Genomic DNA, 16,121 nt, shown 5'->3' with positions numbered 1-16,121 from the left:
TGCATTAGTTGGGCTTAGCGAATTCGTGAGCTGGGCAGACGGCTCTGTATCCAACCCGCAGCCAAGTCGTTGCCGACCGGTGATCTACGGGATCCCGGTCACACCTGGTGGCAGGGCTCCCACCCGGATGGCAGGATGACGCTGGGCCAGGCGGGGGCAGGGGATCCCCGCGATCCGACGGCCATTCATCGCAGCAGTTTGCCGGAAGCCGCGACGACGACGGCGTGAGCAAACCGTGAGGAGTTTTTCGCATGGGGACACGAATTTTCGCGGGCCGGCGCGGGCTGGTCGCGGGATTGATCGCCGCCGCGGTGCCGGCCGCGGCCGTCGCACTGATGGCCGAGCCGCCGGCGAGCGGTGCCAACGACCCGTGCGCGGCCAGTGAAGTCGCCCGCACGATCGGGTCGGTCTCCAAATCGATGGGCGACTACCTGGATTCGCATCCCGAGACCAACCAGTCGATGACGACGATGCTGCAGCAGCAGGCCGGTCCGCAGTCGGTCACGGGACTCAAGACATATTTCGAGGGTCACCCCAAGGTGGCCACCGACATGACGTCGATTGCGCAGCCGTTGACCAACCTGTCGATGCAGTGCAAGCTGCCGATCAGCATTCCGCAGGTGATGGGCGTGATGCAGCAGGCGCAGGGCGCCGGCGGCATACCGGGCGGGCTGCCCGCCTTGCCCGCTTCGCCAGCGGCTGGTCTGGGGGCTGCGCCGGGCGTGACCGCGCCGGCGCCGTCGACGGCGGGCGGCACGCTGCCGGGCCCCTCGCGGCAGAACACCGTCGGCTAACAGGGCCGACTAAACAGGGCCGGTGCGTTAGTGTCGGCCAGCGTCTAACCGGCGCCGCGGGGTTCGGGCGGGGGTAGCGGTCCCTGCAGCGCCGCCTCGTCGACGGTGGCGTCGTCCCAACGCAGCAGTTGCGGCTCGATCGGCGGCAGCGGCCCGGTGGGCGGGTCGTCGTCGGCGCCGCCCGAATTCTCGGTGCGGAACATGAAGAAGAACACCACCCAGCCGACGGCGGACATGAGCAGCCAGCTGATCAGCCGGTAGAGCAGCATGGCCGAGATCGCGTTGGGCAGCGACATGCCGCTGGACACCAGGCCGGGCACCAGCACCGCCTCGACGACCAGCAGACCCCCCGGCATCAGGGGGATGGTGCCAACGGCCCGCGCGGCCGCGTAGGCGACCGTCAGCCCGGCGACCGATGCGTGATCACCGGCCGCGTACGCGGCGAAGGCCAGGCAGGCCACGTCGGCCACCCAGTTGAACATCGACCAGCTGAACGCCACCGCCATGTCGCGTCGGCCCAGGCTCACCGACTCGAGCTGCATCAGGATCTCGCGCCACTTGCCCAGGCCGGTGTCGGCGGGCTTGCCGCGCAGCGAGTTGAACCACGACAGCACCCGGGTGCCGATGCCCTCGATCAACTCCGGGCGCGACGCGACCGCCTGGGCCAGTAACAGCAACGCGACGAAGCCGCCGAGTGTGAACAGCAGCGAGAAAGGGTTGTTCTTGGCGCCCAGGAAGAAGGCCCCGCCCAGCCCGAGCAGGGCCAAGCCCACCGCCTGCAGCACGCCCGACATCACCAGCTGCCAGGACGCCACCACCGTGGAAGCGCCCCAAATGCGTTGCTGCCGAAGCAAAAACGTCGCCGACAGCACCGGACCGCCGGGCAGCGTGGTGCTCAGCGAGTTGGCGGCGTAGAAGGCGGCCTCCGAGCGCAGCTGTTTGACGTGCACCCCGGCGGACTTCAGCAGTGTGCGCTGAATCTGGGCGAAACTGTGCATCGACGCGGCCGCGGCCAGGACGGCGGCGCACAGCCACCACCAGTTGGCTTGGAACAGGCTCGTCCAGGCCTTGGCCAGCTGATCCCAGCCCAGCGCGATCTCGACGGCCAGCACGATCGCGACCAGCGCCAGCACCACCCACCGCACCCACCAGTATTTGCCGCGTGACGTCTCGCGCTCGGGCGCCGGCGAGTCGTCGTCGCGAGCGAATGCGCCGCCGCCCGGCAGGCGGAGGTTGCGGATCGCGGCGCGGTGCGGCACGGGTTTTAGGGTAACCGCGCAGGTGGTGAGGCCCTCAAGGCGCAACTCCGCGCGTGTCGCCGTCGTGACCGGATCGTGTCGACCCGGGCGTTGAGTTCATCCCGCCACGTAGGCTGACCGGATGCCGGCAAACCCCGACGATGCATCCGTCGAACCCCTGGTCCGCAAGACCGCCGCCTGGGCGTGGCGTTTGCTGGTCATCCTGGCCGCGGCGGTCGCCTTCCTGTGGGTGGTGGCGAAACTCGAGATCATCGTCGTCCCCGTGCTGCTGGCCCTGATGCTGAGCGCGCTGCTGGTACCGCCCGTGGACTGGCTGGATCGGCGCGGGCTGCCGCGCGGCGGCGCGGTCGCGCTGGTGCTGCTGGGCGGCTTCGCCTTGCTGGGCGGCATCCTGGCCTTCGTCGTGACCCAATTCGTCGTCGGTTTGCCGGACCTGACCGAGCAGGTCAGCCGCAGCATCGACTCCACCCGCCGGTGGCTGATCGAAGGGCCCGCGCATCTGCGCAGCGAACAGATCACCAACGCGGGTAACGCCGCGATTCAGGCGCTGCACAACAATCAGTCGAAACTGACCAGCGGGGCGCTGTCCACCGCCGCCACCATCACCGAATTGCTCACCGCGGCGGTGCTGGTGCTGTTCACGCTGATCTTCTTCCTCTACGGCGGCCGCAACATCTTCGCGTACGTGACCAAGATTTTCCCGTCCGGCGTGCGCGATCGGGTCGTCGAGGCGGGTCGCGCCGGGTACGGCTCGCTGATCGGCTATGTGCGGGCCACTTTCCTGGTGGCGCTCACCGACGCCGCCGGGGTAGGCGCCGGGCTGGCCATCATGGGTGTGCCGCTCGCCCTGCCGCTGGCCTCGCTGGTGTTTCTCGGTGCCTTCATCCCGCTGATCGGTGCGGTGATCTCCGGGTTGGTGGCCGTGGTGGTCGCGCTGCTGGCCAAGGGCATCGTCTATGCCCTGCTCACGCTGGGGTTGCTGGTCTTGATCAACCAGATCGAGTCGCATCTACTGCAGCCGCTGGTGATGGGACGCGCCGTGTCGATCCACCCGCTCGGCGTGGTGCTGGCGATCTCCACCGGAGGTGTGCTCGCCGGCATCGTCGGCGCCTTGCTGGCCGTCCCGACGGTGGCGTTCCTCAACAATGCGGTCCAGGTGCTGCTGGCCAGGGAGCCGCAGGAGGAAGCCGAACAGCTCGGCGAGGACGACGGAAGCATGGTCCAGGCCGAACCGGACCATCCGAAGCAGAACGCCGACGACTCGGCGGGCCTATAGCCGTCCCTCGCGCCGCAGCAGATCCTGCGCGGACACTCCGCCGCCGGCGCGGCGCCGGGGACGCGACGCGTCGCCGTTATCGCCCTGCCCGCGCGCGTTCATCTTCTCGGTGGCCGCGTCGGTGTCGTTGCCTTCCGACCGGGCCACCGGAAGCGCGGTAGTGGGTTCGGCGGGGTCGACCTTGGGCTCGTGATTCCCCGGCACGGGCATCGCCCGGGTCTGCCCCGCCGACGGCGGCGGCGCGGGCGGGGGTGCGGCCGGGGGCCGCGCCGCGGGCTCGGAGTTACCGGGGGCCGCGAAGCGTGTGGTCTTGGCTTCCGTCGGCTGGCTCGGCCGCGGCTGAATGCGGGGTTTCGCGCCGGCGGGTAGTTCCGCGGCGGGCCGGGGCTCCGCCGGCGCCGGGCCGGGACGGGTCGCGCGTGACGGCTCCGGCGGCGGACCGGGATGCGTCGGGTCGTGCGGCGCGCGGGGTTTGGCGGCCACCAGGCTGGCCGCGACGGGTGGGCGGACCGGCCGGCCGTTGACACCGCTGCGCTTGCGCTCGTCGGGCAGGTCGATCTCGCCCAGCCCGAGCTTGTTCTGCAGCCGCCGGGCCCACCGGGGAGCCCACCAGCAGTCGTCGCCGAGCAGCTTCATCACCGAGGGCACCAGGAACATCCGCACCACGGTCGCGTCCAGCAGCAGCGCCGCCGCCAGGCCGAATGCCAGGTACTTCATCATCACCAGGTCGGAGAACATGAACGACCCGGCTACCACCGCCAGCACCAGCGCGGCGGCCGTGATCAACCGCCCGGTGGTTGCGGTACCGATCCGGATGGCCTCCGCCGTCGACATGCCGCGTTCGCGGGCCTCAACCATGCGCGATACCAAAAACACCTCGTAGTCGGTGGCCAGGCCGAAGCCCACCGCGACGACGAGGGCGATAAGCACCACCATCAGCGGCGTGGGCGTGAAGTTCAGCACGTTCGAGAAGTGCCCGTCGACGAAGATCCAGGTCAGGATGCCCAGCGTCGAGCCGAGCGTCAGCGCACTCATCAGCGCCGCCTTGATCGGCAACACCACCGAGCCGAACGCCAGGAACATCAACAACAGGCTCGCGCTGAGCAACAAGAGCAGCATCAGCGGCGCCTTGTCGAACAGGCTGTGGATGCTGTCCTGCTCGAGCGCGGGCGTGCCGCCGACCAACAGCGTCAACCCCTTGGGTGGGGTGACCGCTCGCAGCTCCTGGATTTTCTTCTCGGCGTCGTTCTTGTTGACCAACCCGTTCTGGATCACCCGGACCGTATCGTCCTTGGGCTGTGTGGTGCCGTTCGGACCGGCGACGCAGGGGTTTCCGGCGATCGTCGGGCATGGCCGCTCCTCCCACGTCTTGTCGGTGAAACCGGTGATCCCCGCGATCCGGTTACGAATGTCGGCGACCTGCTGGTCGGTGACCTTCGTGTGGTTGTTGCTCTGGATCACCACCGTGAGCTGCTCGGTGCGGTATCCCGGGAATCGCTTGTCGAAGTGCTCCTGGGCCAGGCGCACCGCGTTGTCGGGCGGCAGGTATTTCTCGCTCATGCCGCCCAGCGACAGGTTGCCCAGCGGGATGACCAGCAGGATCATCCCGACGGCGATCGGGATGGCGAACGCCAGCGGCCGCTTCATCACCCAGGTGACCAGCTTGCCCCAGAAACCGGCTTCCACCTCTTCGCGGGTCTTGGTCTTCTGCAGCCGGTCGGCGAGCCAGTTGAGGTAGGCCCGCGAATACTTCCAATTCCGCAGGAAGGGCACGCGGAACGCGGTCCGCACGCCCAGCGCGTCGACGTGCCGGCCGAGGATGCCCAGGCAGGCCGGCAGCAGGGTGACCGACAGCAGCGCGGCCAGGCCCACGGCGGCGAAAATCGCGTAGGTCAGCGAGTGCACGAAGCCCTGCGGCAAGACCAGCAGGCTGGCGCTGCAGGCGATGATCAGCGCGGCCGAGAACACGACGGTTCGGCCGGCCGTCATCACGGTGCGCCGCACGGCGGCCTCGGTGTCGTAGCCCTCGGCGATCTCCTCGCGGAATCGGCTCACGATGAACAGCCCATAGTCGATGGCGATACCGAAACCGATCAGCGAGACCACGGGCTGGGCGAAGAAGTGCACCGGGCCGAAGATGGCCGCGAACCGCAGGATGCCCAGCGCCCCGGCGATGCTGAGTCCACCGACGATGACGGGCAGGCCGGCGGCCACCGCCCCGCCGAACACCAGGAACAGCACGACCGTCACCAGCGGCAGCCCGAGATACTCCAACAGCTTCTGGTCGCTGGCAATGGTGCCGGTCAGCGCGCTCGCGACGGGTTCCAGGCCGGCCAGTTCAACCTTGCCGCCGTCGAGTTTTTGCAGGGCGGGCGCGACGGCCTTGTAGTTGTTGAGGATGGTGTCGTCGTCGTCGCCCTTGAGCGGGATGGTGACGAACGTATATTTACGGTCCTCGCTGACCATGCCCTTGATCAGCGGGCTGGTGCTGTCGGGCGCCGCCAGCCAGCCGGCCCAGCCCACGATTTGGTCGGAGTGGTCGGTCTTGAGCTTGTTGAGTTCGCCGACGACCTGATCGCGCCAGGCCTGATCGTCAACGGTCTTGCCGTTGGGGGCGGGCAGGGTGGCCACGATGTGGCTGGTTCGGTCGCGGCCGTAGGTCTGGTCACCCAGGATCGAGGCCTTGACGGACTGGCTGCCGTCGTCGTAGAAACCGCTTTGCGTGACGTGCTTACCCAGGCTCATCCCGAAGATGCCGCCGCCAAGGCACAGAGCCACCATGACCCCGATCACGATGTACCGGTAGCGGTACACGGTTCGACCCCACCAGGCGAACACGTAAGCTCCTTACTGGATCACTAACAGCGACCCGCGCAGCGTCTTTCGGTTTTTCAAGCCAGTGTCACACACGCGTGGTCAATAGCGCGGACAGCGGCCGGAACGGCTGCAGCCACGCTCCCTGCTCGGGCAGCGAATCTAGGCCGATCCGCGGCAATGGTTCCCGGAAGACGCCGTCGATCTCCTCCAGATCAACGAACTCCAAGGTATCCGACGCTAGCGCCCAACTCGCGTGTTCGCGAAATCCGATCACTTGGACGGGGGTGCTGCCGCCGACCCCGGCGCGGGCGATTTCTTCCAGCGGCTGACGGAACGCCTGCCCGTCGGCGGAGGCCACCACCAGCGCCACGAGCCCTTCTCGACGGCGTAGTTCGATGTGCTCGAGCATGTCGCGGTCGACATCGCTGTCCTCGTCGATCTTCGGCTTGGCAAACACCGCGAAGCCCACGTTACGCAGCGCGTCCACCCAGGGCCGGACAACGTCGGCGCTGCCCGGGGCGATGTTGGTGAACACGGTGGCCTCGGGCTCGACGACCATGCCCGGCCGGCTGGCGCTGACCTCCGCGGTGCGCGCCAGCAACCAGCGACCCAGCGCGTCGAAACGGGGCCGCTCCAGCGCGGTGGGGCGACGGCCCAAAATCGAGCCCAGGCCCATGTCGAGGTTGGGGGCGTCCCACACCAACAACACCCGCCGCGGGGCCACGTCGAAGTCGACCATGTCGTCGACCGGCGGCGCCGCCGGCGCTGCGGCGGCCGCTGCGGCGGTCGTTTCTTCTGCGAGGCTCATACTCATCGTCTTTTCCACAAGAATTCCGAGACAGAGCTACCCACTTCTCGGGCTTTCATCTCGTACTTGGTGGTGGGGCGGGCGATCGAGACCGGCAGCTCGCTGTCGGGCTCGACGCGACACAGCAGCGGCTCGGCGTCGCCGACCTCGGCCATGTGCGCGGCGTAGCCCGGATGGTCCGTCGCGGCGTGCAGGATGCCGCCGGGGGCCAGCCGGTCGGCGATCAACTGCGCGGTGCCCGGCTGCAGGAACCGGCGCTTGTGGTGGCGCGCCTTCGGCCACGGGTCGGGGAAATACAACCGGACTCCGGTCAACGAAGCCGGCGCGATCAGGTGCTGCAGGACGTCGACGCCGTTGCCGCGGATCAATCGGATGTTGCGCACCTGTGCGCGATCGATCGCGCACAGCAGCTGGGCCAGCCCCCGCTTGTAAACCTCCACCGCGATGACGTCGACCTCGGGTTCGTTCTGCGCCATTGCCAGCGTCGAGGTGCCGCTGCCGCAGCCGATCTCGAGCACCAGCGGTGCCCGCCGCCCGAACCAAGCAGCGGTGTCCAGCGGGGCGTAGCCACGGGGAAGGTCGGACAGTCCCAGGGTCGGCCACAACCGATCCCAGGTCTCCCGCTGGGCGTCGGACAGAGTGGAACGCCGCGAGCGGAAGCTCGTTGCGGGCAGGTAGCCGCGTGGCGGTGCGCCCGAACCCGACGGCTCCGGCGTCACGGCGTCATCAGTGTCCAGGCCGGATCCCACCTCCACCAGTGCATCCGAACAGGTCCCGACGCCGGGTTGCGCATGCATTTGTCCATCGTGGCCCATGAACGCCCGATGTAGCCGCCCCTGGTCCAGATTGATACCCAACAGTTGCCTTCAACTGGTAACAGATAAACAGTGGCTCGCAACGAGATGACGCAAGTGCCACTATTCGGTGGGGGTTCATGGGGCCCGGCACACAGTCCGGCACCGACGGCGACCCGGCCGTGCGGCCGACGCAAACGCCCGACGCACGCGGCCGGCCGATCGGATCGAATAGGCATCGAGTGGGCAAGGAAATGAAGGTACGGGGGAACCAGCTTTTCGTCGACGAGCTGGCGCGATTTGCCGCCGAGTGCGCCGACCCGCGGGTGACCGCAATCGCCGCCAGGGCCGCCGCGCCGCTGCGGGTGGCGGTCGGCGGCCGACCGCGGACGGGCCGGGACACCGTCGCGCGCGCCCTGGCGCACGTCGCACGCGGAATCACGGTGATTCCTTCGCAGGCCGGCGCCGACTTGGTCGTGCACGTCCTGGCTGAGGTGGTCAAACCCGAGGACACCGACGCCATCGCGGCCGCGGGGCGACCGGTGGTGGCGGTGCTGAACAAGGCCGACCTGACCGGGTTTTTGTCGAGCCGCGACGGACGCGGGCCCGTCGCGGCCGCCCGGGCTCGGTGTGCCCGTCTCGCCGAGCTCGCCGGTGTTCCCGTCCAACCGCTGATCGCGTTGCTGGCCGTCGCCGCCTTCGAGGCGTTCAGCGACGGCACATCGTGGGCGGCGCTGCGGACGCTGGCCGACTGCACCGACGCCGCGGCGGGCCTGGACGGCTCCTTCGCCGGGTTCACGTCGGCCGACAACCCGGTGCCGGCCGGCGCGCGGGTTCGCCTACTGGACAGTTTGGACATGTTCGGCACAGCGCTGAGCGTCGCGGCCGTGCGCCGGGGCGGCAGCCCCGCTCAGGTCCGGTCGCTGCTGCGCCGGGTCAGCGGCGTGGACACGGTCGTCGCCGCGTTGACCGCCCGCGCGGCGGAGCTGCGCTACCAGCGGGTGCTCGAGGCCGTCGCGGAACTCGAGGCGCTGGCCGTCGGGACCGGGGTCGGGGATCGCATCTTCGACTTCCTGTCCTGCGACGCGACGGTGATCGGGCGGATGGCCGCCGCACTCGAGGTGGCCCCGACCCCGGCCCCGGCGGGGCTGCCGAGACCGGAACCGGGCGGCCCGCAGTTGTCCCGGGCCCGCGCCGCGGACATCGCCCGCGGCTCGCTGCGGCTGGCGGCGCACCGCGGGGAGCCACGGTGAGCGGCAACACGGTGGCCGAGGTCGACGAGCTGGTCGCGACGATCGGTCCGGCGCTGGACGCTCCCGCGATCGTGCGGCGCGACGTGGTGCTGGTGACCGGCCCGTGGCTGGCGGGGGTGACGGGGGTGGCCGAGGCGCTGCGCGAGCGACTGCCCGACCAGACGTTCGTGGAATCGGCGGACCTGCGGCCCGGGGAGGCCCCCAAGGCGGTGGTGTTTGTCGTGTCCGCGGCCGCTTCCCTCACCGACTCGGACTGCGCGCTGCTCGCCGCCGCCGCCGAGCACACCGACGTGGTGATACCCGTGGTGTCCAAAATCGACGTGCACCGCGGCTGGACCGACATTCTCGACGCCAACCGTCAGGCCCTGGCCGCGCACGCACCGCGATACGCCGAGGTGCCGTGGGTCGGGGCGGCTGCCGCCCCCGAGCTGGGTGACCGGCAGGTCGACGAGCTGGTCGACACGGTCGCCGCGCAACTCGGTGCCTCGGACGTCGACCGACGAAACCGGCTGCGCGCCTGGGAATCCCGGTTGCAGTCGGTCGCAGGCCGGTTCGACCGCGACGCCGACGGCGCCGGGCGGCGAGCCCGGGTCGACGCGCTGCGTGAGCAGCGCAGCACCGCCCTGCGGGAGCGGCGGCAAGCGAAATCCGCGCGGACCATCACGCTGCGCAGTCAGATCCAGCAGGCCAAGGTGCAGTTGGCGCACTTCGCGCTCAATCGCTGCTCGGCGGTGCGCGGGGAACTGCAGGAGGAGGCGGGGCGGCTGCCCCGGCGGAGCATGGCCGGGTTCGAGGAGCGGGCGCGGGCCCGGGCCGCCGCGGTGATCAGTGAGGTTTCCGAGCACACCACCGCGCACCTGATCGACCTCGCCACCGAGCTGGATGTGCCGATGGAGTTGCCGCCGCCGGCCGCACTGCCGACCGTCAACGTGACGGCCCCGCCGCTGCAATCGCGACGGCAGGAGACCTGGTTGATGCTGCTGCTGGGCGCCGGTTTCGGGGTGGGTGTTGCGCTGACCCTGGCGCGGCTGGTGGCCGGTGTGGCGCGGCGTCTCAACCCGGCGGTGGAGATCGCCGGCGGCGTCGCATGCGTGGCCGTCGGGCTGGCCGTCACCTTCCTGGTGGTCAACCTGCGCGCCCTGCTGCACGACCGCGCCCTGCTCGACCGCTGGGCGGGCGATCTGACGTCGTCGCTGCGCTCGGTGGTCGAGGAGTTGGTCGCGACCCGCGTGCTGGCCGCCGAGTCGCTGCTCAGCACCGGGCTGCTGGCCCGGGAAGAAATCGCGAATGCCCAGGTGGCAGAGCAGGTCGGCGCGATCGACACCGAATTGCGCGAGCACGCCATCGCGGCCGCGCGGGCGGCCGCGGCCCGGGACCGGGAGATGCCGACGATCCAGGCCGCGCTGGACGCGGTGCGTGCCGAACTGAAAGAACCCGGCACTCCCCGGCGCGATCAGCCCGCCGCCGACATCGATGGGGCCGAAATCGCCGATTCGGCTTCGAAAGGCGCATATGACGGCAATTCATGACCGTCTAGGCGCTTCTGAATCGTTGTTGTGAGAAGGCTTATACCTGCCCGGGCCTTCCCCAGCAAGGGGATCACGATAACCTGTAGCTAACGCCACCATGTCAATATCTGTGTGGGCGACTGCATACGCATTCACAAGTGCCCGCACGTAACGGAGACGAATTCAGGAGAGTTCGATGACCTCAGCGACCATTCCCGGTCTGGACACAGCACCCACCAATCATCAGGGGCTGCTGGCATGGGTAGAGGAGGTCGCCGAGCTCACCCAGCCCGACCGGGTGGTGTTCGCCGACGGCTCCGACGAGGAGTTCAACCGGCTGGCCACGCAACTGGTGGAGGCCGGCACCTTGAAAAAGCTGAACGAGGAGAAGCGGCCCAACTCCTACCTGGCGCTGTCGGACCCGTCCGATGTGGCGCGGGTGGAGTCCCGGACCTTCATCTGCTCCGAGCGTGAGATCGACGCCGGACCGACGAACAACTGGATGGACCCCACCGAGATGCGGTCCACCCTGAACGAGCTGTACCGGGGCTGCATGCGCGGTCGCACCATGTGGGTGGTGCCGTTCTGCATGGGTCCGCTGGGCGCCGAGGACCCCAAGCTGGGGGTGGAGATCACCGACTCCGAGTACGTCGTCCTCTCGATGAAGGTGATGACCCGGATGGGCACGGCGGCGCTGGAGAAGATGGGCGACGACGGATTCTTCGTCAAGGCGCTGCACTCGGTGGGCGCGCCGCTGGAGCCGGGCCAGCAGGACGTGCCGTGGCCCTGCAACGACACCAAATACATCACCCACTTCCCGGAAACGCGCGAGATCATGAGTTACGGCTCGGGCTACGGCGGTAACGCCCTGCTAGGCAAGAAGTGTTACTCGCTGCGGATCGCCTCGGCGATGGCTCACGACGAGGGCTGGCTCGCCGAGCACATGCTGATCCTCAAGTTGATCTCCCCGGAGAACAAGGCGTACTACTTCGCCGCCGCGTTCCCGTCGGCGTGCGGCAAGACCAACCTCGCGATGCTGCAGCCGACCATCCCGGGCTGGCGTGCCGAGACCCTGGGCGACGACATCGCCTGGATGCGATTCGGCAAGGACGGTCGGCTGTACGCGGTCAACCCCGAGTTCGGGTTCTTCGGCGTCGCGCCGGGCACCAACTGGAAGTCCAACCCGAACGCGATGCGCACCATGGAGGCCGGCAACACCGTCTTCACCAACGTGGCGGTGACCGACGACGGCGACGTGTGGTGGGAGGGCCTGGAGGGCGACCCGCAGCACCTCATCGACTGGAAGGGCCGCGACTGGACGCCCGACAACGGCGAGAAGGCCGCGCATCCCAATTCGCGCTACTGCACCCCGATGTCGCAGTGCCCGATCCTGGCGCCCGAGTGGGACGACCCGCAGGGCGTGCCGATTTCGGGCATCCTGTTCGGCGCGCGCCGCAAGACCACGGTGCCGCTGGTGACGCAGGCACGCGACTGGCAGCACGGCGTCTTCATGGGCGCGACCATGGGCAGCGAGCAGACCGCCGCCGCCGAGGGCAAGGTCGGCACCGTGCGCCGCGACCCGATGGCCATGCTGCCGTTCCTGGGTTACCACGTCGGTGACTACTTCCAGCACTGGATCGATCTGGGCAAGAACTCCGACGAGTCCAAGCTGCCAAAGGTGTTCTTCGTCAACTGGTTCCGCCGCGACTCCGACGGTGGCTTCCTGTGGCCCGGCTTCGGTGAGAACAGCCGGGTGCTGAAGTGGATCGTCGACCGTATCGAGCACCAGGCCGGCGGACAGGACACCCCGATCGGCATCGTGCCGAGCGCCGAGGACCTCGACCTGGACGGCCTGGACATCGACAGCGACGTCGTCAACAAGGCGCTGGCGGTCAACCCGGCCGAGTGGCGCGAGGAATTGCCGCTGATCGAAGAGTGGTTCGCGTTCGTCGGCGACAAGCTGCCGACCGGGGTCCGCGACGAGTTCGAGGCTCTCAAGCAGCGGCTCTCCGAAGCGAGCTAGCAAAACCTTTCATCGGCGCCGGCGGGCAAGACTCGCCGGCGCCGATTTTTATTGCGGATCGGCGCCGTCGGGCAAACACGCTGCGTTGGTTTTAAATTCGTGTTTGGAACCGCCGGCATCGGTGTATTAGATTGCCAACACACCGATCCTGGGAGGCCGACGATGAAGTCTGTGACATCCAAAACATCCGCCGCGCTGGCGATAACGGCTGCGACGGCCGGCCTCCTGTTTACCGGCTGTTCCCCGTCGAAAGTGATCAACACCGGCGGCGATACCAAATGCAAAGACTTCACCACCCAGGACGAGAAGAAACAGAACGACGAAGTCAGCAAAATGCTGAAGGATAAAAGCGGCGCCGACCCGAGCAGCATCGAAATCTCCGCGACGCGGCTGTCCGCGCAGACGTACTGCCAGACGGTGGGCAAGCCGGACAGCAAGATCTCCGAGGCGCCGCACGGCTGAAGCCGGTGAGGTCCGCCCGCGGGCCAGTCGACACCCGTCAACTTCGGCGGCGGTACAGTCGGCGCATGCAGATTCGCCCCTTCACTTCCGGTTCCGGAGGCGCCAATAAACCGGCGGTCATCCTCTATCCGTCGGGCACGGTCGTCACCTTCGACCACCTCGAGGCGCGGGCCAATCAACTGGCGCACCGGTTCCGGCAAGCCGGGCTGCGCGAAGGCGACAGCGTCGCAATCCTGATGGAGAACAACGAGCACATCCACGCGGTGATGTGGGCGGCTCGGCGCAGCGGCCTGTACTACGTGCCGATCAACACTCACCTCACTCCGGCCGAGGCGGCGTACATCATCGACAACAGCAACGCCAAGGCGATCGTCGGTTCGGCGGTGCTGAAGGACACCTGCGCCCAGCTGGCCGAGCATCTGCCGAACGGCCTGCCGGGACTGCTACTGGTCGCCGGCTCGCTCTCGGAGAGCGAGCTGCCCGGCTGGGAACGTTACCCGGATTGCGTTGCCGGGCAACCCGATACGCCGATCGACGACGAAATCGAGGGGGATCTGCTGCAGTATTCCTCGGGCACGACCGGGCGGCCCAAGGGCATCAAGCGTCAATTGCCGCACGTGAAACCGGAAGATGCCCCGGGCATGATGTCGGCGCTGGTCAGCTTCTGGCTGGACCCCGACGCGGTGTATCTGAGCCCCGCCCCGCTGTATCACACCGCGCCGTCGGTGTGGTCGATGACGATCCAGGCGGGCGGCATCACCACGGTGGTGATGGAGAAGTTCGATGCCGAGGGAACTCTCGACGCGATCCAGCGGCACCGCGTCACGCACGGGCAGTTCGTTCCGGCGATGTTCGTTCGGATGCTGAAACTTCCTCAGCACGTGCGTGATTCGTACGACCTTTCCAGCCTCAAGCGGGTGATGCACGCCGCGGCGCCGTGTCCGGTGGAGATCAAGAAGCAGATGATCGAATGGTGGGGGCCGATCATCGACGAGTACTACGCCTCCTCCGAAGCGCACGGCTCGACGTTGATCACCGCCGAGGATTGGCTGGCCCATCCGGGGTCGGTCGGTAAACCGATGGCCGGTGCCGTGCACATTCTCGACGAGAACGGTGACGAGTTGCCGCCCGGTCAGCCCGGGGAGATCTACTTCGAGGGCGGGCAATCTTTCGAATACCTCAACGACCCAACGAAAACCGCGTCGTCGCGGTCCAAACAGGGCTGGGCGACGGTCGGCGACATCGGGTACCTCGACGAAGAGGGGTACCTCTACCTGACCGACCGCCGCCACCACATGATCATCTCCGGTGGTGTGAACATCTACCCGCAAGAGGCCGAGAACCTCTTGGTGACCCATCCAAAAGTGTTGGACGCCGCGGTGTTCGGCGTGCCCGACGACGAGATGGGGCAGCGGGTGCTGGCGGTCGTTCAGGCGGTGGACCCGGCCGACGCCACCGACGAGTTCGGCGACGAGCTAATGGCGTGGCTGCGAGACCGGTTGGCGCACTTCAAATGTCCGCGGTCAATCGCATTCGAGACGCAGCTGCCCCGCACCGACACCGGCAAACTCTACAAGAACGGCCTGATCGAAAAGTACTCGGTGTGACCGATGCTGCGGGTGGTCGACCTGTCGAATGCGCCGGCGGCCGGCCTCGCCCCGCTGCCCGGCGTGGTCGTCGGCGTCGGCTCGGGCGGGCAGCTCGCTGAAAGCCAATCCTGGTTGGGTGCCGCTACTTTCACGTTGACCGAGGATTACTGTGCCGACCGGCGCGTGGTCACCGTCGCGTCGGTCCCCGAGGCATTGGCCGAGCTGCGCGCACGGTGTGAGCGGTGGCCGCACGCCAGCAGCGTCTGCGACGACGTGCTGCGCGCCGTGCAACCCGACGCCGCGGCGCTGGCCGGGCTGGTGACCGAGTCGCTGGCCTACTCGACCTTGCAGGCCGGGCCGGAGTTCGCGCGCTGGCTCGCCGAACGCGGCCAGGCCGCGCTGCCCGAGACCGCGGACCCGGTGCTCGCCCAGCGCGACGGCGACACCTTGCGGATCCGGTTCAACCGGCCACACCGACACAATGCCTTTTCCACCGGTGCGCGGGCCGCACTGCTCGAGGCGCTGACCGTCGCGCAGCTGGATCCGTCGGTGACCGCGATTGCGTTGAGCGGCAACGGCCCATCCTTCTGCAGCGGCGGGGACCTGGCTGAATTCGGCACCTTCGCCGACCCGGCGAGCGCTCATCTGGCCCGCACCCGGCACAGTCCCGCCCTGGTCCTCGATGCGTTCACGGCCCGGCTCGGCCGGTCGTGCCGCGCCGAAGTCCACGGCCGCGTGCTGGGCAGCGGCCTGGAGATGGCCGCGTTCTGCGGATATGTTGAGGCACAGAAAGATTCGGTGTTCGGATTGCCCGAACTAAGCCTGGGGCTGATCCCGGGCGCCGGCGGTACCGTCAGCGTCACCCGCCGGATCGGCCGTTGGCGTACCGCTTATCTGGTGCTCTCCGGCCGGACCATCGGTGCCGATACCGCGCTGGACTGGGGTTTGATCGACGCGATTGGCGTTGATGCGCAACGGATCGCTCAGTAGCCCCCGAACGTGGTCGGGGTGGTCGACGGAATGCTCGACACCGCCACCACGGCGATCACGATGTACAGGATCGCGATGATCGCGTACGTCACGGCGCCGGCGATCGCTCCGATGATCGCCCACTTCTTGGCGTTGTTCGACGCGTCCTGCGCCTCGGCCACCCGGCCTTGCGCCCACAGCCCGGAGACCTTGTTCGAATAGACAAGCGAGACAATGCCGAATGGAAGGCAGCACAGCACCGTGCACAAAATCGCCCAGACGAGATAGTTATCCGGCTCTTGCTGTCCCGGCCAACCCGTCGGCTGTTGTCCCGGCCAGGGACCGGGCTGCGGTGGCGGCGGCCAGGCGCCCTGTGGTTGGGCCGGCCATTCCGGTTGCTGAGGTTGGCCCTGCCAGTCCGGTGGTGGTGGTTGGCCCTGCCACTCGGGCGAACCTTCGTACGGCCCTGGGGGATAACTCATGGCAGCTACCTTCCTGGCGGTTCCTGCGGTCCGAACAGGTCACTCCCGCGCCGCTCAGCTGGTGCGCAAGTCAGGCAAATATAGCGC

At 68.3% G+C, this 16,121-nt stretch carries 13 protein-coding genes; 8 read left to right on the top strand and 5 right to left on the bottom strand.

The window, feature by feature from the left end; all coding sequences use genetic code 11:
- Positions 1–251 precede the first annotated feature (251 nt).
- On the top strand, positions 252–794 hold the full coding sequence (locus AWC25_RS11660; protein WP_069399885.1) for a hemophore: 543 nt from the start codon (positions 252–254) through the stop codon (positions 792–794).
- Positions 795–838: 44 nt separating this feature from the next.
- Here the strand turns inward: AWC25_RS11660 and AWC25_RS11655 are convergent, their stop codons facing one another.
- Positions 839–2,053: a lysylphosphatidylglycerol synthase transmembrane domain-containing protein gene (locus AWC25_RS11655; protein ID WP_142278794.1), complete on the bottom strand. Its 1,215-nt coding sequence runs from the start codon at positions 2,051–2,053 to the stop codon at positions 839–841.
- Positions 2,054–2,174: 121 nt separating this feature from the next.
- Here AWC25_RS11655 and AWC25_RS11650 point away from each other — a divergent pair, with 121 nt between their 5' ends.
- On the top strand, positions 2,175–3,329 hold the full coding sequence (locus AWC25_RS11650) for an AI-2E family transporter (protein ID WP_069399886.1): 1,155 nt from the start codon (positions 2,175–2,177) through the stop codon (positions 3,327–3,329).
- On the opposite strand, the gene mmpL3 is transcribed toward AWC25_RS11650, so the two are convergent.
- From mmpL3 to trmB, 3 genes are all read right to left on the bottom strand, one after another.
- Positions 3,324–6,167, bottom strand: a complete 2,844-nt coding sequence (gene mmpL3 / locus AWC25_RS11645) for a trehalose monomycolate exporter MmpL3 (protein ID WP_084229262.1) — start codon at positions 6,165–6,167, stop codon at positions 3,324–3,326. The two genes, AWC25_RS11650 and mmpL3, sit on opposite strands and share 6 nt — an antisense overlap.
- Before the next feature lie 64 nt (positions 6,168–6,231).
- Positions 6,232–6,885: a PIN domain-containing protein gene (locus tag AWC25_RS11640; protein WP_372513408.1), complete on the bottom strand. Its 654-nt coding sequence runs from the start codon at positions 6,883–6,885 to the stop codon at positions 6,232–6,234.
- Between the two features lie 71 nt (positions 6,886–6,956).
- Entirely contained in the window at positions 6,957–7,769 is an 813-nt protein-coding gene (trmB, locus tag AWC25_RS11635; protein WP_142278799.1) for a tRNA (guanosine(46)-N7)-methyltransferase TrmB, read from the bottom strand.
- A 233-nt stretch (positions 7,770–8,002) separates the two neighbouring features.
- Between trmB and AWC25_RS11630 the strand changes: the two genes are divergently transcribed.
- The 6 genes from AWC25_RS11630 (at position 8,003) to AWC25_RS11605 (ending at position 15,573) form a co-directional block, all read left to right on the top strand.
- On the top strand, positions 8,003–9,001 hold the full coding sequence (locus tag AWC25_RS11630; RefSeq protein ID WP_069399968.1) for a hypothetical protein: 999 nt from the start codon (positions 8,003–8,005) through the stop codon (positions 8,999–9,001).
- Positions 8,998–10,530 (top strand): hypothetical protein, encoded by a 1,533-nt coding sequence (locus tag AWC25_RS11625; protein ID WP_232326960.1) that lies wholly within the window; start codon positions 8,998–9,000, stop codon positions 10,528–10,530. Before AWC25_RS11630 ends, AWC25_RS11625 begins: the two co-directional genes overlap by 4 nt.
- 175 nt (positions 10,531–10,705) lie before the next feature.
- Complete coding sequence (locus AWC25_RS11620; RefSeq protein ID WP_069399889.1) at positions 10,706–12,532, top strand: phosphoenolpyruvate carboxykinase (GTP); 1,827 nt, start codon at positions 10,706–10,708, stop codon at positions 12,530–12,532.
- A 162-nt stretch (positions 12,533–12,694) separates the two neighbouring features.
- Positions 12,695–12,994, top strand: a complete 300-nt coding sequence (locus AWC25_RS11615; RefSeq protein ID WP_069399890.1) for a hypothetical protein — start codon at positions 12,695–12,697, stop codon at positions 12,992–12,994.
- A gap of 65 nt (positions 12,995–13,059) precedes the next feature.
- Positions 13,060–14,601 (top strand): fatty-acid--CoA ligase FadD4, encoded by a 1,542-nt coding sequence (gene fadD4, locus AWC25_RS11610; protein ID WP_085166810.1) that lies wholly within the window; start codon positions 13,060–13,062, stop codon positions 14,599–14,601.
- A 3-nt stretch (positions 14,602–14,604) separates the two neighbouring features.
- Positions 14,605–15,573, top strand: coding sequence for an enoyl-CoA hydratase/isomerase family protein (locus tag AWC25_RS11605; RefSeq protein WP_085166809.1), 969 nt, complete (start codon positions 14,605–14,607; stop codon positions 15,571–15,573).
- Here the strand turns inward: AWC25_RS11605 and AWC25_RS11600 are convergent.
- Positions 15,567–16,034: a CD225/dispanin family protein gene (locus AWC25_RS11600; RefSeq protein ID WP_085166808.1), complete on the bottom strand. Its 468-nt coding sequence runs from the start codon at positions 16,032–16,034 to the stop codon at positions 15,567–15,569. The genes AWC25_RS11605 and AWC25_RS11600 overlap by 7 nt on opposite strands.
- Between the last annotated feature and the right edge of the window lie 87 nt (positions 16,035–16,121).

Source organism: Mycobacterium sherrisii, assembly GCF_002102355.1.
GTDB lineage: Bacteria > Actinomycetota > Actinomycetes > Mycobacteriales > Mycobacteriaceae > Mycobacterium > Mycobacterium sherrisii.
Note: the sequence above shows the minus strand (reverse complement) of the source record. Positions and strands in the feature narration are given on the sequence as shown.